Source organism: Paenibacillus sp. GM2FR (genome assembly GCF_002803325.1).
GTDB classification, from domain to species: Bacteria; Bacillota; Bacilli; order Paenibacillales; family Paenibacillaceae; genus Paenibacillus_AQ; species Paenibacillus_AQ lautus.
Map to the genome: position 1 here is coordinate 3,226,888 of NZ_MKZM01000008.1, position 18,952 is coordinate 3,245,839.

An 18,952-nucleotide genomic window follows, 5' to 3' on the forward strand; every position below is an offset into this window, starting at 1 on the left:
ATCGGCTTCACCGCCGTCTTTGGACGAGGTCCATCTACATTGTAAGCAGCTGTCCCTTTACAAAAGACAGACAACGAAAAGAGCAAAAAACAGTCATCCTATCCGGGTCCGGTTATCCGCTTGACTGCTCTTTGCTCTTTGTTTGTCATCACATCAGCGAAGCTTTAGGCATCCGCACGTTTCAGCTGCTTTAAGGCTACTGCCGCTGCCTGCTGCTCGGCTTCTTTCTTGGATCTGCCGCTTCCGCGTCCAAGACATTCGCTTCCCATGTATACCTCCGAGACAAACTCCCGCTCATGTGCCGGTCCTCGCTCTTCTACGATACGATATTCCAGTGCGCCCATGCCGTGATGCTGGGTCAGTTCCTGAAGCTCGGTCTTATAATCGCTCATCTGCGGACGACCGTTGACGGTCACCGTGGGAAAGACATGGTCGCTCAAAAACCGGCGAACCGCTTCCAATCCCTGATCCAGATAAAGCGCCCCCACAAATGACTCAAATACGTCTGCCAGAAGAGCCGGGCGGGTTCGACCGCCCGTCATTTCCTCTCCTTTGCCTAGCAGAACGTAACGACCAAAGTCCAGACCTACAGCGAATTGCACCAGGGAGGGCTCACATACGATAGCAGCCCGCAGCTTGGTTAACTCGCCTTCCGGACGGTCCGGAAAAAGGTTGTATAAGAATTCACTCACCGTCAGCTCCAGAACAGCATCTCCTAGAAATTCAAGACGCTCGTTGTCCTGGCTCTGACTGAAGCGATGTTCGTTTACATAAGATGCGTGGGTAAAGGCCTGCTTCAGCAGCATTGCATTGCGAAACTGGATTTGAAGTTTATGCTGTAACTGCTTCAGATCTCCACTCAACACACTGTCCCCTTACTCGGCGTATTTTTTTAGGATAATCGTAGCATTATGCCCGCCAAATCCGAACGAATTGGACATGACGATATCCAAATCGGCTTTACGCGGGTGATTCGGTACGTAGTCAAGATCGCATTCCGGATCTTGATCCTCCAGGTTAATCGTTGGTGCAATGGTTTGGTTCTTCAAGCTCAGTCCGCAGATAACCGCCTCAACGCCGCCGGCAGCTCCAAGCAAATGACCTGTCATCGACTTGGTTGAACTAACGGCCACTTTATAGGCATGGTCACCAAGAGCCATCTTAACGGCCTTCGTTTCCGAGCGGTCACCCACCGGCGTTGAAGTCCCGTGAGCATTAATGTAGTCCACTTCCTCGGGAGCAATGCCCGCGTCGCGGATCGCCATCTTCATGCAGCGAGCTGCTCCGTCCGGATCCGGCTCGGTTATATGATGGGCATCGGCACTAAGGCCATAGCCAACCACTTCGGCATAAATTCTGGCTCCGCGCTTCAACGCATGCTCCAGAGATTCGATCACGAGCACGCCTGCGCCTTCACCCATAACAAAACCGTCGCGGCCGGTATCGAACGGCCGGCTGGCTTTCTCCGGCTCGTCATTGCGGGTTGACATTGCACGCATAGCGCAGAAACCAGCCATCCCTGTTGGACGAATGGTTGCCTCCGCCCCGCCGCAGATCATGACATCCGCATCACCGCGCTGAATCAGACGGTATGAATCGCCGATCGAATGCGTTCCGGTGGCACAAGCCGTAACCTGTGTGGTGTTCGGACCCTTGGCTCCCAGATTGATCGACATCTGGCCTGAGGCCATGTTGGCGATCATCATCGGAATAAAGAATGGGCTTACACGTTTCGGGCCCTTCTCGAGCAGGATATTATGCTGATCCTCCCAAGTTCCCAAACCGCCGATACCCGATCCGATCGAAACGCCAACCCGCTCTGCATCCGCATTCACGCCAATTTCAAGACCACTGTCCTCAAGCGCCTTCGAGCCGGCTGCAACCGCAAGCTGTACAAAACGGTCCATCCTGCGGGCTTCTTTGCGATCCATGTAATCCTCCGGATTAAAATCCTTCATGGATGCTGCGATCTGCGTGGTGTAATCACTCACATCAAATGCCTCGATGCGGGATACGCCAGACTTGCCTTCCATTAAACTGTTCCAGAATGTATCCAGGTCTTGACCAATCGAGGTCATGACTCCCATTCCTGTTACAACGACTCTATGTTTCAAACAGACTCACCTCTATATGGACTGCCCGTCCATCTATGAAGCCGCAAATGCAGACTCATGATAACGACGGCAGTAATAATCTATCACTTGTTCGTACTGAAGCTTGGATTGAATGTGGAGAAGTCCCGTCTTGCTAAAGAACGGGACTTAACTGTAATGACTTAGGTATGAGATTGTATGTAATTTACAACTTCACCTACGGTCGTAATTTTCTCCGCATCTTCATCAGAGATCTCCATATCAAACTCATCTTCCAACTCCATCACCAATTCAACTACATCGAGAGAATCAGCTCCAAGGTCGTCTTTGAAAGATGCTTCTAATGTTACGTCGGCTTCGTCAACACCCAGGCGGTCGATAACGATGCGTTTCACGCGTTCCAATACATCGGACATCCGGCTCACCTCCTCTTGGTAATTATACGAGATATGACTTCAAATTGCCATAGAAGGCATTTGAAAACGATTTAATGCCCGGCGGCCAGCGCCGGAACATTGGCGGCGCCTACATATACATGCCGCCATCCACATGCAGCACTTGTCCAGTCATATAGGATGCACTGGAAGATGCTAGAAAAGCAACCACGCCGGCAATCTCCTCCGGCTGACCCAGTCGGGCGAGCGGAATTCCGCCAAGCAGGCCTTCCCGCATGTCCTCAGGAAGTTCCCGGGTCATATCGGTGTCGATAAAACCAGGAGCCACGGCGTTCACCGTAATTCCACGGGAAGCCAGTTCCCGCGCGGCTGATTTGGTCAGACCGATGACTCCGGCTTTGGCCGCAACATAGTTGGCCTGCCCTGGATTGCCAAGCGCTCCGACAACGGAGGAAATGTTGATAATGCGTCCATAACGTTGTTTCATCATAGGACGCGTCACCGCCCTAAGACAATTGAATACCCCTTTCAGATTCGTTTCGATTACCTGATCGAACTCCTCTTCCTTCATCCGCATGATTAGATTATCTCTAGTAATCCCTGCATTATTCACCAGGATATCAATTCGACCAAAAGTCTCCAACACCTGCTTTACCATGGCATCGGCTTCTTCGGTCCGTCCAACGTTGGATTTAACCGCGATGGCCGATACGCCCTTTGCACGAATCGCTTCCACGACCTCGGCTGCAGCTGCTTCGCTTCCTGCATAATTGACGGCAACGTTAGCGCCCAGATCCGCAAGTCCGAGAGCAATGCTCCGGCCAATGCCGCGGGAAGCACCCGTAACAAGCGCAGTCTGTCCTTTTAGAGCTTCACTCATACCTATTCCTCCTTTCCAGAGTCATCTGACTTTCATCCATCGTTATTTATACGACCGTCTCCAAACTGCTGATGCTGTCCAGACTATTTACATTAATGACTTTGACGGATTTGTCAATCTTCTTGATCAAACCGCTGAGAACACTCCCCGGACCAATCTCGACAAAGGTATCCACGCCTTGAGCGATCATCCACTCCACACTGTCATGCCAAAGCACGGGGGAGTATACCTGCTCTACCAGCAAACCGCGGATGGCAGCGGCATCTTCCACTGGACGCGCCGTCACATTGGCAACTACCGGAACGGAAGGGGGATTAAACGCAGCCTGCTCCAGTTTACCAGCCAGCTGGTTAGCCGCCCCCTTCATCAAGGTCGAATGGAAGGGTCCGCTTACCTCCAGAGGGATGGCCCGCTTACCGCCTGCTTCCTTAACTCTTTCTGCGGCAGCTGCAACGCCTTGGGCGGAGCCCGAGATGACAATTTGACCCGGACAGTTCATGTTCGCAAGTTCTACAACATGTCCCTCTGCCGTAATGCTCTTGCACAGCTCGGACAAAGCCTCGCGGTCTGCGCCAAGCACGGCCGCCATTGCGCCTTGACCACCGGGAACGGCTGCCTCCATGTATTCTCCGCGCGCTCTAACGATCGACACAGCTTCTTCGAACGATAGCACGCCTGCGCTTACAAGTGCGCTGTATTCGCCAAGCGAATGTCCCGCAACGTAATCCGGTTCGATCCCCTTGCCGCGAATGGCTTCCAGATAAGCCATACTGGTAGCCAGTAGAGCTGGCTGAGTGTTTGCCGTTTGTTTCAAATCTTCATCAGGACCATTAAAAATAATGGAGCTGAGCGGAAATCCAAGCTGAGCATCCGCGGTTAGAAACAGATCCCTTGCGGCAGGAACCGCATCATAGGCATCCTTTCCCATTCCGACGGACTGAGCGCCTTGACCTGGAAATATAAATGCTGTTTTACCCAAAATCGTTAGCTCCCTTCTCTTATTTCACTAGGCCTAAAAAAGCATTCTGTTTACCAGATTAGTACGGAAGAACCCCATGTCAATCCGCCGCCAAAACCAACCATCAACACCTTGTCTCCTTCTTTCAGGCGGCCGGACTCCTGTGCTTCGACAAGAGCTAGCGGAACGGAAGCAGCTGAGGTATTGGCGTATTTATCAACATTAATCACGACCTTCTCTTCCGGAAGCTCCAAGCGCTCCATGGCAGACTTAATAATCCGGATGTTCGCTTGATGAGGAATGAATAAGTCGATATCTTTTTTGTCGATGCCTGCTTTGGATAATACGGCTTCCGTGGCAGATCCCATCACCCGTACCGCAAATTTGAACACTTCGCGGCCGTTCATATAAATAAAGTGTTTATTCGTGTTAATCGTTTCAGCGGATGCCGGCAATCTCGAGCCGCCTGCCTCAATATAGAGATGTGCTCCGCCCGCACCTTCAGCACCCAGATCAAAGGCTTGGAACCCGCGGCCTTCCGGCACTTCACCGACAATCGCCGCACCGGCACCGTCACCGAACAGGACACAGGTATTGCGGTCGGTATAGTCCGTAATGCGGGACAAGCAGTCCACCCCGATCACCAAAGCGTTGTTGTACATGCCCGTCTTCACGAAATTTGTAGCTGTAGCCAGTCCGTATACAAATCCCGAGCAAGCAGCCGACAGGTCAAATGCCGCCGCTTTTTTAGCACCAAGCCGATCCTGGAGCAAACATGCGGTTGAGGGAAAGAACATATCCGGCGTAATGGTCGCCACAATAATCAATTCCAGATCCTCGGCGTTCATTCCAGCGGATTTCAACGCGTTCACAGCAGCGTGGTAAGCCAGATCCGACGTCGCTTCATTCGGAGCGGCAATATGCCGTTCCCGGATTCCCGTCATCGAGACAATCCATTCATCGCTTGTATCTACCATTTTCTCTAAATCACGATTTGACAATATTTTCTCAGGTACGTATTTGCCTGTGCCAATAATACCGACCGGACGCAAATTGTTCATTTCCTCACTCACTTCCCGCTGATTTCATTCGAAATACTCTCTACCAACTGGTTCTGCAGCGCCGTCCGCGCTTGGCGAACCCCATTCTTGATGGCGTTCGCATCCGATGAACCATGGCTCTTAACGACCAGACCGCTCAGACCAAGCAGGGGAGCTCCGCCATGCTCCTTATAATCGAGCGTTGATTTCAGGCTGCGCAGCTCCGGCATCATCAAGGCAGCAGCCATCTTGGTCTTAAGCGACTTGCTGAACTGCTCTTTCAACAGCGAAAAGAGTGCGCCAGCCGTTCCTTCAATCGATTTCAACAAAATATTGCCCGAGAACCCGTCACATACGAGCACATCACAAACCCCGTTCATGACGTCGCGCGACTCGACGTTGCCAACAAAATGAATAGGCAGCTCCTCCAGCAGCGGATAAGCATGCTTCGTCAATTCATTCCCCTTGCCCGGCTCGGTACCGACATTTAACAGCCCGACCCGCGGTTTGGTGATTCCGTGCACCTTCTCGCGATACAGGCTGCCCATTAATGCGTACTGCTGCAGATGCTCAGGCTTCGAATCCATGTTCGCTCCGAGATCCAAGGCGAGCATCCCCTTGCCGTCGAGAGTAGGAATCATAGGCGCAAGGGCTGGACGCTCAATCCCCTTCATCCTGCCCACAACGAGCAACCCGGTCGTCATAAGGGCCCCCGTATTGCCTGCCGAGATCATGGCATCGGCTTCACCTTCGCGAATCATGCGCCCCGCCACAACCATCGAAGCATCCTTCTTCCGGCGAACAGCCTTAACCGGCTCATCCTCCGCTTCAATGACTTCACTTGCATGAACCACCTTCAGATTGGACGGCTTGTCCTTTAGCAGCGCTCCAATCTGCGCTTCATCCCCAACGAGGATAATCTCGGTATCGCTCCATTCCCGTGTGGCAATCAGCGCTCCCTCGACGTTACTCTGGGGGGCATTGTCGCCGCCCATCGCATCAATCGCTATTCTCATGCCAAACTTCCTCCTTTACTTATGTCATTCCCCTGCAGATCGGTAGATTACGAAATTCCCCTGAAACACCATTTCATCAGCGACATAAGTAAACACTTCCACCTTGGCCTTTCCCTTCTGGCCGGCAATGGACCTAACGTAGGCTTTGGCAATGCATTTCTCGCCGAGACGCACCTGTCTCAAAAACCGTATATCCGCTGAAGACGTCAATGCGATTTCTTCATTGATTACGGCAATGGCAAGTGAATTGGCTTGAGCGAACACGTAATGCCCGCGGGCAATCCGCGTTTTGCTGAATACATGCTCCTCACGGATTTCAAATATCGATATTCCGCTCTTGTCCAACTGCAAGTCAACGACATCCCCGATCACCTCTTCGAGTGACAAGGAACGAACCTGGTCATAGGAATGCTCCGCCATCTGCTTCATTCGCTCACGAAGCTCCGGAATGCCAAGTTCCATACGGTCAAGGCGTATCGTCTGAATGCTCACTTTAAGCTGGCGAGTCAACTCGCGGTCTGTAACAAAGGGATTCTCGTCGATCAGCTGAATCAGCCGCTGGTGACGGTCTTTCTTGGATAAACGATCGATGACGAAACAACTCCTTCTGCCGCTATGAAAGCCGCCATTCTTCAAACATACATATATGTAAATTAGTCGCAAATATTAGAACCTGGTACTAATGTTAAGTATAAATCATGTCACGTCAAAAAGAAAGGGGGGACTTCAGACAAAAAAAATAGCACCTCACCAAAGATGAAGTACTACTTATTTAAAAACTATTGTTTGATGATCTCTCTTGCCTTATACGTTCCGCATACTTTACATACGCGATGAGCAAGCTTCAATTCTCCACATTGCTCGCATTTCACCATGCCTGGCACAGCCAGCTTAAAATGAGTACGACGCTTGTCACGACGTGTTTTGGACGTTCTACGTTGAGGTACTGCCATGTTCCCACCTCCTTATCAGTTCAACCCGCTGAACACGGGTGCCATATCCATCATCATTTAAAGAAGTCCTTCAGTCCGGCTAGCCTAGGATCGATCACTTCCGTATCGCAGTCGCACGTGCCTTCATTCAGGTCTTTGCCGCAATTCGGGCAGAGTCCCTTGCAGTCGGCTTTACATACCGGAGCTAGCGGCAGGTGGAGCAAAAATGCTTCTTCTACATAGGGAGTGAGATCCACACTCTCACCTTGCACGTATGTAGTGTCATCATTCTCATCCTGAATGGTTTCAGGATCTTCCACCGGCTGGAATACTTCATGAAAGGGGATGTGCACATGTTCGCTGATCGGCTTCAGGCAGCGGGAGCAATTCATCTCCAGCTCGCCTTGCAATCGTCCACGAACATCCACCGTACCCGAAACCGTTGGGGTTGCTGTCAAATCCACGTCTAATGGCTGAACAGCAATGATATCCTTTCGGTCCTTAACGGCATTGCTTACATCCACGGTTTGATGGAACTGTAACGGTTGATCGCTGGTTGTCAATTTACGAAATTGAATTAGCATATCCATCACTCCAAACAAACAAAGATTATTATACCGATTCCCGAAGACTTTTGTCAACAGGATAACCCTAACAACCTCTATATTGTTACCCGATATTTCACTTCATACTACCAGAATTACAACGCTCCGAGGAGAGGCGCTTATTGTTGCAGGAACGTCATGCAATTATGTTATATTCTAATCAAGGAGTTGAAACGAATGAAGACGGTTGGCATTGTTGTTGAATATAATCCCTTACATAACGGTCATGTGCTGCACTATCGCAGATCCAAAGAAATAACGGGGGCGGATGCCGTCGTCGCGGTGATGAGCGGTCCGTTTCTCCAGCGCGGCGAACCTGCCATTGCAGGCAAGCGCGCACGGGCGGAAATGGCTCTTGCCATGGGAGTTGACCTGTGCATTGAACTGCCGGTAACCTATGCCGTGCAGCCTGCGGAATGGTTCGCATACGGTGCGGTAGCCATTCTGGAAGCCACAGGGGTGGTGGACTATCTTTCCTTCGGATCGGAGAGCGGTACGCTGGAGCAGATTCTGCCGCTATCCCGTTCGCTTGCCAGCGAATCCGGCGAGCTCCAATCCGAAATTGAAAAGCGACTCCAGGAAGGCATGAACTTCCCGTCTGCTTACGGCGCTGCCGCTGCAGCCCTATTCGGTGAGTCCGGACCTGCAATTGCCCACTTGCAAGAGCTGCTCACCCAGCCGAACAATTCCCTGGGCCTGCACTACCTGATCGCTCTAGAGCGCCTGGGAAGCCGCATTACACCCTATACCATTCCAAGAGAAAACGCACAGTACCATGATCCCGTGCCGGGAGCGTCGTCCATTGCCAGTGCTACCGCCATCCGGAACATCATACTTTCACAGGGATTGGAAGCAGCCAGACCCTACATCCCCGAATTCACGCATAGCATCATGGAGCGGGAAATGGAGAACGGACTAGCTCCCGTCCACTGGGAACGGTTTCGTCAGCCACTGTTTCAATCCCTGCTCACGCATACGCCCGCGCAGCTTGAAGGCTTCCTTGAAGTGACCGAAGGCTTGGAGTATCGGGTTCAGCGCATGCTTGCCCGGTTAAAGCAGCCTACGGTTGAAGCTCTCCTCGAAGCGTTAAAAACCAAACGCTATACCCGCACCAAGCTTCAGCGGATGCTCCTGCATATCATGCTGAATCATGACAAAGCATCCATGAATCGCCAAGAATTGGCCAAAGGTCCGGGATATATCCGGGTCCTCGGCTTCAGCGACACCGGGCGTTCCTTGTTGAAACGAATGAAGCAGACTGCCTCGCTCCCCGTCATTCAGAAGCCGACAACGCTGGAGCATCCACAGCTGGAGAGGGACCTGATGGCAGCCGCCGTTTACGCCAACGGACACCCTAAACCGAATATCCGCCATTATTACAGTGATTACCTGCTGCCGCCACTCACCCCTTAGGCGGCAGCTGCTCCAGATAATCTACTGCATCCTGCAGATCCTCAACCGGGATCAGCTCCATGTCCGTTTTGATTCGGTCCGCCCGCTTCTTGGCTTCCTCGTAATTTTTTTGCGGCACAAAAAAGATATCGGCTTCCTTCCGGTCAGCCGCGACGATCTTGTGCTTCACGCCGCCAATGGGACCTACGGCGCCTGATTTGTCAATGGTACCCGTTCCCGCTACCCGGTAACCTTTGCTTAAATCACCATCGGTGAGCTGGTTATAAATTTCAAGGGTAAAGATCAGTCCGGCTGACGGCCCACCGATATTGGTATCCGCAAAATGAATGGTGTGATCGGGATTCGCCGGCTCCACGCTTTGCATCGTAGCAATCATGACGCCCAGACCCGGACGCTCCGCTCCGGTCTTCTCATCCTTAATGCTAACAAGCTGAACTTGTTCCTTCACGGTTTTCCCCTTGCGTTCGAGCTCCACGGATACCACTTCCCCGATGCTTTTCCCGCTTAACAGGCTGGCAATTTTCTCATTATCCTCTGCCGGCTGCCCATTGATCTTAATCAATTTATCGCCTGGCCGGAAATGCTCGGCATTAGCAGAATTCTCGGAGATCGACATCACGAATACATAAGCAGGCTCGATGCTGTAGTCAATTCCTGCTTCCTGATAGGCAGCTTCCATCGCAGACGACTGGGAAGAATTCATGTAATACACTTGTGTGGCTGCATATTCATCCTTGTTCTGATCGCCCATTTTTTCTGCCTTTTTCACAACCTCCGCATTGGGGTTAAACGCAGACATCATCAACAAAGCCATATTGGCATAGCTTGCCGACACGGTTGTCATCATAAATGTGCCCTCTTCCGCCGGATCGCTCTTCTCGACATTGATCATGGGCCGAACCTCTTCGGCACTCCCGGGCTGGTATACAAGATAAGGGGTCGGCATATAAACGACAACGTACAGCATGACCCCAACCATTAACAAATACAGCGCAATTTTTAAGCCATTCGGTTTTACAGACTTCTTCATGTAGTTTCCTTCCCTCCGCCTTATATATCCAGCCTTCCACCAAGTTTGGTCTGACGGTTGTCTCCTTTGCATAAAGTTGTACTAGCCATGTTTACGCTGAAAGGAGATTCCTTATGAATAAAGACAACGCCGTCAAGTCATCAAACGGGCTGTGGAACACCATCCTGCTGGGTGCCGCCGCTTTCCTGCTTGTACTGGCTGTCGTCAGCGCGCCCGAACCTGCCTTCCAAGCCACCCTGCAAGCACTCAAGCTATGGTGGAATATCGTATTTCCCGCTTTGCTGCCTTTTCTCGTTCTGGTGGAAATACTCATTGCCTATGGCTGGGCCCATGGAATTGGCGTACTGCTGGACCCTTTGATGAAAAAAACATTCAAACTTCCCGGTGCTGGCGGCTGGGTTCTTATAACAGGAATGACTGCCGGGTTCCCGGCAGGGGCGCAGGCCGCCTCCGGAATGTATAAACAAGGCGAGCTTCGTGCCATTGATGCTGGCAGGCTCGCTGCTTTATCCCACTTCTGCAATCCAATGACCATTCTCGTTGTCATCGGAACTGGCCTGCTGCATAAACCGGAAGCCGGTTATCTGCTGCTGATCGTTCATTGGATTTCCGGGCTACTGGCCGCATGGATATTCAGCCTCTTCCATAAACAGGCTTCTTCAGAAGGCACACGGCCGTTTACAGCAACTTTAAACCAAGTCCGAACAAGCGAATTAGCCCGGCGCCCCCTCATTAAAAGGGCAGCGACTGCAGCGCTGGAGGCCCATCAACGGGATGGACGGAGCTTCGGCAAATTACTGGGAGATTCCGTTACCCGTTCGGTTCAGACCTTAATGATGACAGGCGGGTTTATCTTGTTCTTCGCCGTCCTGACCAGAGTATTGACCGGTCACCTGCTGCCGCAGCTTCCACCCTATCTTGTATCCGGAATATTGGAGGCCCATCTGGCAGCCCAGTCCATTAGTGCCTCGGCATTCCAAGCCGGAGTTTTGCAGCTGGCTGTTCTATCCGCCGCACTGGCGTGGAGCGGCATCAGCGCTCAGCTGCAAAGCTTGTCGCTGATGCGGGAAACCGGTCTCTCTTGGCGTTACTTTATGACGAAGCGAGCCCTGCATTCGGTACTCGCCTTTGGAATTACACTGGCCATGTGGAAGCCGGTCAGCGCCCTTTCAGCAGGCATCATGCCTGCTTTCCGAACGGAACCGCTGGATCACGCCAATACAGATCAGCACTTCAACTTTTGGAGCGGATTACCTTCATTCTTGCAGGTTCAAGGCGTGATCTGCTTATTATTGATAGCGGCGTTCTGGCTGTGTTCCCGTCTTATTGACCGTTATCGCCGCTAAATTTACGGCGCATCGCGGCATGGACCTCAGGGCTAACCAAGTCCGTTGTATCTCCATTAAAATGGGCGATTTCCTTAACAAGACTTGAACTCAGGAACGAATATTTCGGGTGCGTCATCATAAAAATCGTCTCCGCATCCGGGTTCAGCTTATGATTGGTGGATGCCAGTTGAAGTTCATACTCAAAGTCGGTCACCGTGCGGATCCCCCGTACGATGACCTGGGCATTCTTCTGGCGGATATAATTTGCCAAAAGGTCACGGAAGCTGTCGATTTCCACATTCGGAAGATGTGCGGTTTCCTGCCTCAAGAGGTCCTTGCGCTCTTCAATCGTGAACAGCGGGTTCTTGCTTAGATTATTCAACACGGCCACAATCAGCAGATCAAACTGCTTGGAAGCGCGTGTGATGATGTCCATATGTCCCATGGTGACCGGATCAAAACTTCCCGGGTATACGGCAACACGGTATGTACTAGTATTCTCATTTGTCATCCTGTAATTCCTCCTCATCAAGCTCTGACGCTTGATCTTGCGCTGTGTCGTAACGGTATATCGATATGGCGGTTTCTCCGTACTTCGCGGTCCGGAAACAACAAAAATCACCAAATTTCTCAGGATAATTGTAGCTTGATTCGTATTCCAATACCACCACTGCCGAATCTTGCAGTAAACCTCGCTCTGCCATATCTAGCATCAGCTCGTCACCATTCTTAAACCGGTATGGCGGGTCCAAAAAGACCAAATCAAAGCTGTAGCCGCGCTTTTCAAGCGCTTTAAGCGCGCGCGCCGCATCGTTGCGGTACACCTCTGCGCTTTCTTCAAGCCTGGCCGCCTTCAAATTATCCTTGATCGTACTGATGCTCTTCGGTTCCACATCAATAAAAACAGCACGATCCATACCCCGGCTTAACGCCTCAATGCCAAGGCCTCCCGTGCCTGCGAACAGATCAAGCAGGGCGCCCCCCTCAAAGTAAGGGCCGATCATACTGAATATGGATTCTTTCACTTTATCCGTCGTCGGACGGGTGCTTGTACCAGGCACACTTTTGAGCGGCCGGCCCTTCGCACTTCCGGATACTACTCTCACTGCTTCATTCACCCGTTTCATTATCTATAAATTCATTGCCAAGACAACGCCATTGACAGTGATTATCGTAACACAATCATCCCATATATGAAAAACGAAACATAACGACTCTCCATTTTTTTTCAAAGTCATGTATATTTCTACCACAGCCGGGCATCCTTGAAATATCGACATCAATGAATGTCGTAGACAACCGCGGAGAAGACTTACGTTTCCCCATAAGCTCTTCGTCCGGTTTCTCCTCTCCCATGAGGGAATCTCTTCGGAGGTTCCCGAACTAAATCCCTGTAACGGCTATGTTTATTACAGGGATTTAGTTCTTTTTTTTTATGTTGGGCCGCTAAACGAAGTTGAGTGGCATTTTGTCATATCAATCTGCTACTTCTAGTCAGACGATGCACTTACCTGTATAAAAAGTATAACCATTCCCTCTCAGCGAACGTTCTAACAATAAAGGGCATGATGGGGGAACACGTGATGAACCTGTTTTTATATGCAGGATTGGCTTGCCTGGCGATTGCAGGGCTTCTATCCGGAGTGTTTATTACTACGGATTACCAACAAAGAGACTACTTCTTTACTGAACCCAAGGACGACCGCGTATCCAGGGAGAAAGTATCCATCTGGTTCTTACTAGCCGGTTTCGTATTTCTTGCGGTCGCCGGTATTGTGTATTTGTTCCGCTAGGGGGGACACTGTGAATATTTGCCCACTCCCCGCAGCGGACGAATAAAGGCACAGAAGCATCTGTAACGAGAGGAGGATCTGATTCATGAATCTTTTTGTTATTAGCCATGAAGATACAGAAATAGAACGAACGAGAATGAAATATGCCTTGATCGCTTTAATCTCTATTCTCACGTTCAGGAAAATCGCCAAAATCGAAACAGTAAAGAATGATTTATACGCGGCTCTATTGCTGTTGAAGGGAACTGATATTCCTTAATCAGGTTTCTGCAACCACGATGAATCCCCTTAACTAACGCCGTTAGTTCGAGGCAATACAACGAACTATCGCGAGTTTAACCGGCAAGGCGCCCCCGGATATCCGGCGGGCGTTTTTTTGTTCCCTTTTTTAGCCATAACACCAAGCGACAATTGAAGGAATAGCACCGATTTTGTCGAATCAATATAGCTGTTTGAAAAATATTCCTAATTGTAAAGTGAAGAGAGGTCATGTAAGTGAGAAGAACGTTGTATGTTCTCGTATGGTTTAGCATGCTGGTGGGACTTGGTTTTGCAGGCACGACGCACGGGATCGCTTCTGCCGAAGAGTCCAAGCTCCAGATCAGCGACATTGCGGGAAGAAACACCTACCTGATGAGCGATGGCTCCATGTGGTCCCTGATTGACGGACGACATGCCATTCGCACGCCGGGTAAAGTTGCAGCCATCAGCGGTTATGAATATGCAGGCATTGGCATGACGCAGGATGGGCGATTAGTGGAATGGGATATCGGCAAGGGACCCAAGGTCGTTCCGGGAACAAGCGGGGTGAAGCAGATAGCGGGTTACTACTGGCTGAAGTCAGACGGCACCGTATGGAACGGCTCGGAAAAAGCAAAAAACCTCAGCGGCATTTTGCTCATCGCCAATGCGGATCAAGAATTTGCCGCCTTGTCCTCAAACGGGGAGCTGCTATTAGAGGATAACTACAAAAAGGGACAATTCAAAAAGCTCGGTATCGTGGAAAACCCGCCAGGGGTCAAATCCATGACGGTTCACAGCGGGCGTGTTGCTCTATTGCGTGACAACGGTGATGTGGTTGTATACGAAACGTCCAACTTCGACGATAACGGGCGCATCATCCCGGTTACCGTCGCCCAGAACGCAGCTCATATCGTTTACGCATCCAATGAGCCGACGGATCTTCTGATTGTGACGCTCCAAGACGGAACCGTATGGACAACCGGAGTGTATAAAGACCGCTGGAAGCTCAAGGAGCAGGTCTCCGGACTGAGCGGGATCGTGAGAACCTCCATTTACGGAAATGCCAAGGATCTGTCGGAGGGGTTCTATGCACAGCGCTCTGACGGAAGCTGGATACATCACACGAACGGACAGAACAAATCGGTTGATGTGCCTGTCGTTAAGGCCTTATCGGTTTCGGTATCCGATGCCAAGCCTTATGTAGGGGACACCCTGGAAGTCAGTATCCAGGAGACTTACACAAACGGGGCCAAGATTAAAGTGCCGGTTAAAGATGTCCAGATCGATATTGAGAAGTCTTATTTGATGAACATACAGAAGAATGGAACGCTGAAGTCTGCGGGCGTTGGCAAGACACAGATTACGGTAACCTCGGGCGGCTTGACCAAATCGATAACGGTATCGTCCAGTCTGCGCAACAATTTGAAATATGCGAAACAAGTTAACGGGAATATCATGGTTCCAGCGAAATCCGTCATTCAGGCACTGGGCGGCACCTATTCGGTCAAAAACGGAGCCGTGGAGGCCAAGTTCGGAGAGACCGTGCTCTCGCTCACGGCAGGCAGCAACCAGGCCAAGCTGAGTGATAGCCCGCTGCGTTTAAAGGCAGCTCCGATAACCGACAAAGGCGAGCTGCTGATTCCAGCCACCGTATTATCCGATGTTCTGGGCGCGAAAATCAGCTGGGATGCCAAGTGGAAACAAGCGAATATCTCTTTCGGCGGAGATGCAGCTATGACCGTTGTCTCCAGCGAAACGGCCGGCTTGATCAAAAAAGCGATGCAAGGCAGCTTGGTTAAATTTATCGGCCGAACGTATTGGGTGAATGATTTCGAAGACTTGGAACGTTTCTCGAAATTGACGGTAACCGACATTTTGCCGGACGACAAAGGCGAATTCAACGTGATCTTCAAAACGGGATCAGGAAAAACCGTGAAAAGCTATCCTATGCGCTCTTCGGAAGTGATGCAGCTGTTTGCAGACCGTTCTTCGTTATTAAATTACGACCCTTACCAAAAATACAAATGGTCCGCATCCGTCTGGAAACAGATTAAAGCAGGCCAGGTTTCCCTCGGCATGACAAAAGAACAGGTGCAGCTTTCATGGGGGAACCCGGCAGCCAAGGACATTACCACCGGCGGCGGGAAAACCATTGAAACCTGGGGTTACTCGAATTTTGATATCGTATCTTTCGTAAACGGTAAGGTTATATTGATTATGATGTAACGGCAGTAACAGACCGGGACAAGAGCTTGAACCCGGGTCCATGTTCGTTCTCCCAAAAACAGACCACTCTTTCGAGCGGTCTGTTTTTATTAGGGATTTTCTGATAGGCGCTTAACCATATGATTCATAACAAGTTATTAGCGCCGATTGTCGCTTCATCAAAAACAAGACCGCCCTAAGAAGAGGCCATGCCTCTTTTGGACGGTCTGTCGTTGTGACTGCTCAAGGTGCTCGTGTTCACTTATCGATTCAGTTGGTTTGTTCACTCAAAAGATGGATTAGATAAATGCGCGAGTAATGATAACTAACAAGATGAATAATACCAGAATAGCACCTATAGAAGAGCCATATCCATAGCCACCATAACCTTCTCCTACTCCGCTCACATGAATCCCTCCTTTTTTGAACATACCACATGTTATGTCGGTTCCGCTCAAATGAACTGGGCTGCCGCCTGTTCGAGATAAGATTAATGAATTGGCCCATGTATTCGGAACTGCCGGATACGACTATAGAACATCACCCTTGATTCCCATATGAAAAAGGCGCGGTGGAACGGTCGTTCACCACGCCTCATGTAATTTTTGATTCTTATACCTGCGAAAGCAATTCTTTTCCATCCCGCTCGTTGACATGGTCTGAATGTACATTTCGTCTGCGGCGATCGACCAAACCTTCCTCGCCCAACTCACGGTATTTGCGCATCCACACTTTCAGCCGTCCGATATCTGATATTTGTAAGGCGGATGCCACTTCTTTCTTAGTCATACCCTCCAGCCGCATGGCGACTGCCTTTTTTTTCGTTTCGAAACTGTAATGATGGAATATTTGTCCCTTTTTCGCCATGATTATCACCTCTTTACTACCTTTATCGGCTATCATCGACCTTCTTTCAATACCTATGGCCTATTCCGACATGCGCATGTCTTCAAGGTCTATAGAACCGATCGTGTTTCCACCTAAATAAATCCATGTTATGGTATAATTTGTGTTACAACTTTACATAGAAATTGAGGGATCTCTTTTGTTTAAACTCATCATTTTTGGATTTCTGTTCTACATCTTCGGTAATCCGATTACGGCAATTCTTGTGCTGCTTCTCATCGTGTATGTGCTGGATCGCCGTTTTGTCGGGGTATTTCCCAGCTTGACCAAGCCAATCAAGCGTGCACGGAATATTTCCAAGCTGCGCAGACTGATTGCTGTTAGCCCCAGCGACGTTTCATCAAGGCACGAGCTTGCCAGATTGCTTCTGGAGCGCCGTAAGTATGGGGAAGCTCTGAAGCTGCTGGAAGCCATAGAATCCAGTTCAGAGGACTCCGCCGAATTCTGGGACGATATTGGACATGCACGCCTGCATACCGGCAGCATCACACAAGGGGAAGCGGATATTATCCGGGCACTGGAGATCAACCCGAGGGTCAAATATGGCCGGCCTTATCTTAGGCTTGCCGATGCATTTCGGGATTCGGATCGGGAGAAGGCGCTCCATTATTTGGAACAGTTCCATTCCATTCACTCTTCCTCCAGCGAAGCCTTTTATTTGCTGGGTTATATGTATCAATCGCTTGGAAGGACCGAGGATGCCAAGAAGTCTTATCAGGAATCGCTGGATGTGTATCGGTCACTGCCCAAGTACAAGAAACGGCAAGAACGCAAATGGGCCGTACGAAGTTTTTTCAGGAAATTATTTTAAATAATATGTGATTACCATATAAACCAAAGGGCGCCCACACGGTCAAAAGACCATGGGACACCCTTTTTTTTCTTGATCATTCGGTTATTTATGCAAGTGGCTTGTACCCAAGCCGGTTTAATTGTTCCGCGATCACCCGGTACCCTCGGCCATTCGGGTGTAAACCGTCCACCGACATCAGTTCTTTCTCACGGCCTGAAAATTGTGTGTAGATATCAGCTATTCGAAAATAGCCGTCACTTAACCCCATCAAATGCCGATTGAACCGAATCACGTATTCCGTTGCCTCCGTCCAGGCCGGATATGGATTATACAGACCGATAGCGCGAATAAAATAAGGTTTGCTGACCGATGACTTTATTTTACGGATATGTCTAACGGTATTAGCCACATGATTCTGACATCGATACAAAGCAGCGTCCAGCACCTCCCGATTCGGTCGCCCCCCCGTGGACTTTACCGCACGTATCAAGTCATTGCCTCCGATCGATATCGTGATGATCTGGGCCTGCTGCAGATGATAGCGATACGTAGGAAGTCGAACGACACGATCGTATAACTCATCCGAGGTTAATCCATTGACCCCGAGATTCTCATGGGCCACGAACTGGCGAAGCTTCTCCTCCGCCATCCGACGGTATAACGGAACAAAACCGCTGCCAGGCATTGCCCCAAACCCGAAGGTCAAGGAATCGCCGACAGCGGTATAATGGTACACCAACATGTTCACCCCCTGCCCCGCTCGTTACGACATTATATGAGGAAGGCCCCCATTGCGAAACGGGTTTATTGTCTTGAATGGCAATTTTAATTCCACTCGAAGACGGCAAACATGCTTTTTTATAGAAATGGCCTATTCTTCGGACTCCTCCACCTCGTAAATGCAGCGGAATCTTTCAACGCCCGGATACTTCTCTCCCAGGCTGTATACCTCAAAGCCGATACTGCGGTAGAAGTTTACGGCTTCTTCATCCGTTTCCGCAATGACTCGGGCCGGCTTAGGCTGGACCTCAAGGAGCAGCTCCAAAATCAATCCGCGTCCATATCCCTTTCCCCGATTCTCCGGAAGAACGGCAAGATGCCGAATGGTAAGCTCGTCCCGATCGACATCAAAACCGATGATTCCTAAGAGAAGTCCGTCCTCTTCAAATCCAAACAGCCGGCTTCGGCCCGTCTGATAAGAAGCTGCCGCCTGATCCACCGCCTCCGGATCCGGAAATACCGAGTAGCTGAGCAGTTCCTTTACTTCGGGTTGCATCGCTTGCATCGTTATATCTTTAAGCATACATATCTCCAATCTAAAA

At 50.3% G+C, this 18,952-nt stretch carries 23 protein-coding genes; 6 read left to right on the forward strand and 17 right to left on the reverse strand.

Annotated elements, in window-relative coordinates:
• Window positions 1-164 precede the first annotated feature (164 nt).
• The 10 genes from rnc to PAEVO_RS14550 all read right to left on the reverse strand — a co-directional run bounded on the left by rnc (window position 165) and on the right by PAEVO_RS14550 (window position 7,898).
• Window positions 165-863: a ribonuclease III gene (gene rnc / locus PAEVO_RS14505; protein WP_071220044.1), complete on the reverse strand. Its 699-nt coding sequence runs from the start codon at window positions 861-863 to the stop codon at window positions 165-167.
• A gap of 12 nt (window positions 864-875) precedes the next feature.
• Window positions 876-2,114 (reverse strand): beta-ketoacyl-ACP synthase II, encoded by a 1,239-nt coding sequence (gene fabF / locus PAEVO_RS14510; RefSeq protein WP_100538174.1) that lies wholly within the window; start codon window positions 2,112-2,114, stop codon window positions 876-878.
• Between the two features lie 161 nt (window positions 2,115-2,275).
• Window positions 2,276-2,509 (reverse strand): acyl carrier protein, encoded by a 234-nt coding sequence (gene acpP, locus PAEVO_RS14515; RefSeq protein ID WP_006211375.1) that lies wholly within the window; start codon window positions 2,507-2,509, stop codon window positions 2,276-2,278.
• 109 nt (window positions 2,510-2,618) lie between these two features.
• Window positions 2,619-3,368 (reverse strand): 3-oxoacyl-[acyl-carrier-protein] reductase, encoded by a 750-nt coding sequence (fabG, locus tag PAEVO_RS14520; protein ID WP_100538175.1) that lies wholly within the window; start codon window positions 3,366-3,368, stop codon window positions 2,619-2,621.
• A gap of 46 nt (window positions 3,369-3,414) precedes the next feature.
• Entirely contained in the window at window positions 3,415-4,347 is a 933-nt protein-coding gene (gene fabD / locus PAEVO_RS14525; protein ID WP_100538176.1) for an ACP S-malonyltransferase, read from the reverse strand.
• A 50-nt stretch (window positions 4,348-4,397) separates the two neighbouring features.
• On the reverse strand, window positions 4,398-5,387 hold the full coding sequence (locus PAEVO_RS14530) for a beta-ketoacyl-ACP synthase III (RefSeq protein ID WP_100538177.1): 990 nt from the start codon (window positions 5,385-5,387) through the stop codon (window positions 4,398-4,400).
• A gap of 8 nt (window positions 5,388-5,395) precedes the next feature.
• Window positions 5,396-6,382, reverse strand: a complete 987-nt coding sequence (plsX, locus tag PAEVO_RS14535) for a phosphate acyltransferase PlsX (protein ID WP_100538178.1) — start codon at window positions 6,380-6,382, stop codon at window positions 5,396-5,398.
• A 24-nt stretch (window positions 6,383-6,406) separates the two neighbouring features.
• Entirely contained in the window at window positions 6,407-6,973 is a 567-nt protein-coding gene (gene fapR / locus PAEVO_RS14540) for a transcription factor FapR (RefSeq protein WP_036664034.1), read from the reverse strand.
• A gap of 188 nt (window positions 6,974-7,161) precedes the next feature.
• The gene (gene rpmF / locus PAEVO_RS14545) at window positions 7,162-7,335 is read right to left on the reverse strand and encodes a 50S ribosomal protein L32 (RefSeq protein WP_006211382.1); all 174 of its coding nucleotides are present in this window, start codon (window positions 7,333-7,335) and stop codon (window positions 7,162-7,164) included.
• 53 nt (window positions 7,336-7,388) lie between these two features.
• Entirely contained in the window at window positions 7,389-7,898 is a 510-nt protein-coding gene (locus PAEVO_RS14550; RefSeq protein WP_100538179.1) for a YceD family protein, read from the reverse strand.
• A gap of 198 nt (window positions 7,899-8,096) precedes the next feature.
• On the opposite strand from PAEVO_RS14550, the gene PAEVO_RS14555 reads away from it, so the two are divergent.
• Window positions 8,097-9,332 (forward strand): nucleotidyltransferase, encoded by a 1,236-nt coding sequence (locus PAEVO_RS14555; protein ID WP_100538180.1) that lies wholly within the window; start codon window positions 8,097-8,099, stop codon window positions 9,330-9,332.
• Here the strand turns inward: PAEVO_RS14555 and PAEVO_RS14560 are convergent.
• On the reverse strand, window positions 9,322-10,362 hold the full coding sequence (locus PAEVO_RS14560; RefSeq protein WP_100538181.1) for a SepM family pheromone-processing serine protease: 1,041 nt from the start codon (window positions 10,360-10,362) through the stop codon (window positions 9,322-9,324). The two genes, PAEVO_RS14555 and PAEVO_RS14560, sit on opposite strands and share 11 nt — an antisense overlap.
• A 113-nt stretch (window positions 10,363-10,475) precedes the next feature.
• On the opposite strand from PAEVO_RS14560, the gene PAEVO_RS14565 reads away from it, so the two are divergent.
• Window positions 10,476-11,708 (forward strand): nucleoside recognition domain-containing protein, encoded by a 1,233-nt coding sequence (locus PAEVO_RS14565; protein WP_100538182.1) that lies wholly within the window; start codon window positions 10,476-10,478, stop codon window positions 11,706-11,708.
• On the opposite strand, the gene coaD is transcribed toward PAEVO_RS14565, so the two are convergent.
• On the reverse strand, window positions 11,686-12,201 hold the full coding sequence (coaD, locus tag PAEVO_RS14570; protein ID WP_100538183.1) for a pantetheine-phosphate adenylyltransferase: 516 nt from the start codon (window positions 12,199-12,201) through the stop codon (window positions 11,686-11,688). The two genes, PAEVO_RS14565 and coaD, sit on opposite strands and share 23 nt — an antisense overlap.
• Window positions 12,191-12,796 carry a 16S rRNA (guanine(966)-N(2))-methyltransferase RsmD gene (gene rsmD / locus PAEVO_RS14575; protein ID WP_100539459.1) on the reverse strand — a complete coding sequence of 202 codons (606 nt, stop codon included), beginning with the start codon at window positions 12,794-12,796 and terminating at the stop codon, window positions 12,191-12,193. Before rsmD ends, coaD begins: the two co-directional genes overlap by 11 nt.
• Window positions 12,797-13,273: 477 nt before the next feature.
• Between rsmD and PAEVO_RS14580 the strand changes: the two genes are divergently transcribed.
• The 3 genes from PAEVO_RS14580 (at window position 13,274) to PAEVO_RS14585 (ending at window position 15,952) form a co-directional block, all read left to right on the forward strand.
• Window positions 13,274-13,483 (forward strand): DUF5316 family protein, encoded by a 210-nt coding sequence (locus PAEVO_RS14580; protein ID WP_100538184.1) that lies wholly within the window; start codon window positions 13,274-13,276, stop codon window positions 13,481-13,483.
• An 85-nt stretch (window positions 13,484-13,568) separates the two neighbouring features.
• Window positions 13,569-13,742, forward strand: coding sequence for a hypothetical protein (locus PAEVO_RS33835; RefSeq protein WP_165789667.1), 174 nt, complete (start codon window positions 13,569-13,571; stop codon window positions 13,740-13,742).
• Between the two features lie 236 nt (window positions 13,743-13,978).
• Entirely contained in the window at window positions 13,979-15,952 is a 1,974-nt protein-coding gene (locus PAEVO_RS14585) for a stalk domain-containing protein (RefSeq protein ID WP_100538185.1), read from the forward strand.
• 278 nt (window positions 15,953-16,230) lie between these two features.
• Here PAEVO_RS14585 and PAEVO_RS14590 read toward each other — a convergent pair whose 3' ends face one another.
• Window positions 16,231-16,338: a YjcZ family sporulation protein gene (locus PAEVO_RS14590; RefSeq protein WP_243390772.1), complete on the reverse strand. Its 108-nt coding sequence runs from the start codon at window positions 16,336-16,338 to the stop codon at window positions 16,231-16,233.
• A 205-nt stretch (window positions 16,339-16,543) separates the two neighbouring features.
• Complete coding sequence (locus PAEVO_RS14595; RefSeq protein ID WP_100538186.1) at window positions 16,544-16,798, reverse strand: helix-turn-helix domain-containing protein; 255 nt, start codon at window positions 16,796-16,798, stop codon at window positions 16,544-16,546.
• A 178-nt stretch (window positions 16,799-16,976) separates the two neighbouring features.
• On the opposite strand from PAEVO_RS14595, the gene PAEVO_RS14600 reads away from it, so the two are divergent.
• Window positions 16,977-17,648 (forward strand): tetratricopeptide repeat protein, encoded by a 672-nt coding sequence (locus tag PAEVO_RS14600; protein WP_100538187.1) that lies wholly within the window; start codon window positions 16,977-16,979, stop codon window positions 17,646-17,648.
• 88 nt (window positions 17,649-17,736) lie between these two features.
• On the opposite strand, the gene PAEVO_RS14605 is transcribed toward PAEVO_RS14600, so the two are convergent.
• Together PAEVO_RS14605 and PAEVO_RS14610 are read right to left on the reverse strand one after the other, a co-directional pair.
• Window positions 17,737-18,372 (reverse strand): GDSL-type esterase/lipase family protein, encoded by a 636-nt coding sequence (locus PAEVO_RS14605; RefSeq protein WP_100538188.1) that lies wholly within the window; start codon window positions 18,370-18,372, stop codon window positions 17,737-17,739.
• Window positions 18,373-18,501: 129 nt separating this feature from the next.
• Window positions 18,502-18,933 (reverse strand): GNAT family N-acetyltransferase, encoded by a 432-nt coding sequence (locus PAEVO_RS14610; protein ID WP_100538189.1) that lies wholly within the window; start codon window positions 18,931-18,933, stop codon window positions 18,502-18,504.
• Between the last annotated feature and the right edge of the window lie 19 nt (window positions 18,934-18,952).

Coding starts and splice junctions, on each gene's coding strand:
- acpP (WP_006211375.1), bottom strand. CDS start 2,509: ATGTCCGATGTATTGGAACGCGTGAAACGCATCGTTATCGACCGCCTG.
- fabG (WP_100538175.1), bottom strand. CDS start 3,368: ATGAGTGAAGCTCTAAAAGGACAGACTGCGCTTGTTACGGGTGCTTCC.
- PAEVO_RS14530 (WP_100538177.1), bottom strand. CDS start 5,387: ATGAACAATTTGCGTCCGGTCGGTATTATTGGCACAGGCAAATACGTA.
- plsX (WP_100538178.1), bottom strand. CDS start 6,382: ATGAGAATAGCGATTGATGCGATGGGCGGCGACAATGCCCCCCAGAGT.
- rpmF (WP_006211382.1), bottom strand. CDS start 7,335: ATGGCAGTACCTCAACGTAGAACGTCCAAAACACGTCGTGACAAGCGT.
- PAEVO_RS14550 (WP_100538179.1), bottom strand. CDS start 7,898: ATGCTAATTCAATTTCGTAAATTGACAACCAGCGATCAACCGTTACAG.
- PAEVO_RS14555 (WP_100538180.1), top strand. CDS start 8,097: ATGAAGACGGTTGGCATTGTTGTTGAATATAATCCCTTACATAACGGT.
- PAEVO_RS14560 (WP_100538181.1), bottom strand. CDS start 10,362: ATGAAGAAGTCTGTAAAACCGAATGGCTTAAAAATTGCGCTGTATTTG.
- PAEVO_RS14565 (WP_100538182.1), top strand. CDS start 10,476: ATGAATAAAGACAACGCCGTCAAGTCATCAAACGGGCTGTGGAACACC.
- coaD (WP_100538183.1), bottom strand. CDS start 12,201: ATGACAAATGAGAATACTAGTACATACCGTGTTGCCGTATACCCGGGA.
- PAEVO_RS14580 (WP_100538184.1), top strand. CDS start 13,274: ATGAACCTGTTTTTATATGCAGGATTGGCTTGCCTGGCGATTGCAGGG.
- PAEVO_RS33835 (WP_165789667.1), top strand. CDS start 13,569: ATGAATCTTTTTGTTATTAGCCATGAAGATACAGAAATAGAACGAACG.
- PAEVO_RS14595 (WP_100538186.1), bottom strand. CDS start 16,798: ATGGCGAAAAAGGGACAAATATTCCATCATTACAGTTTCGAAACGAAA.
- PAEVO_RS14605 (WP_100538188.1), bottom strand. CDS start 18,372: ATGTTGGTGTACCATTATACCGCTGTCGGCGATTCCTTGACCTTCGGG.
- PAEVO_RS14610 (WP_100538189.1), bottom strand. CDS start 18,933: ATGCTTAAAGATATAACGATGCAAGCGATGCAACCCGAAGTAAAGGAA.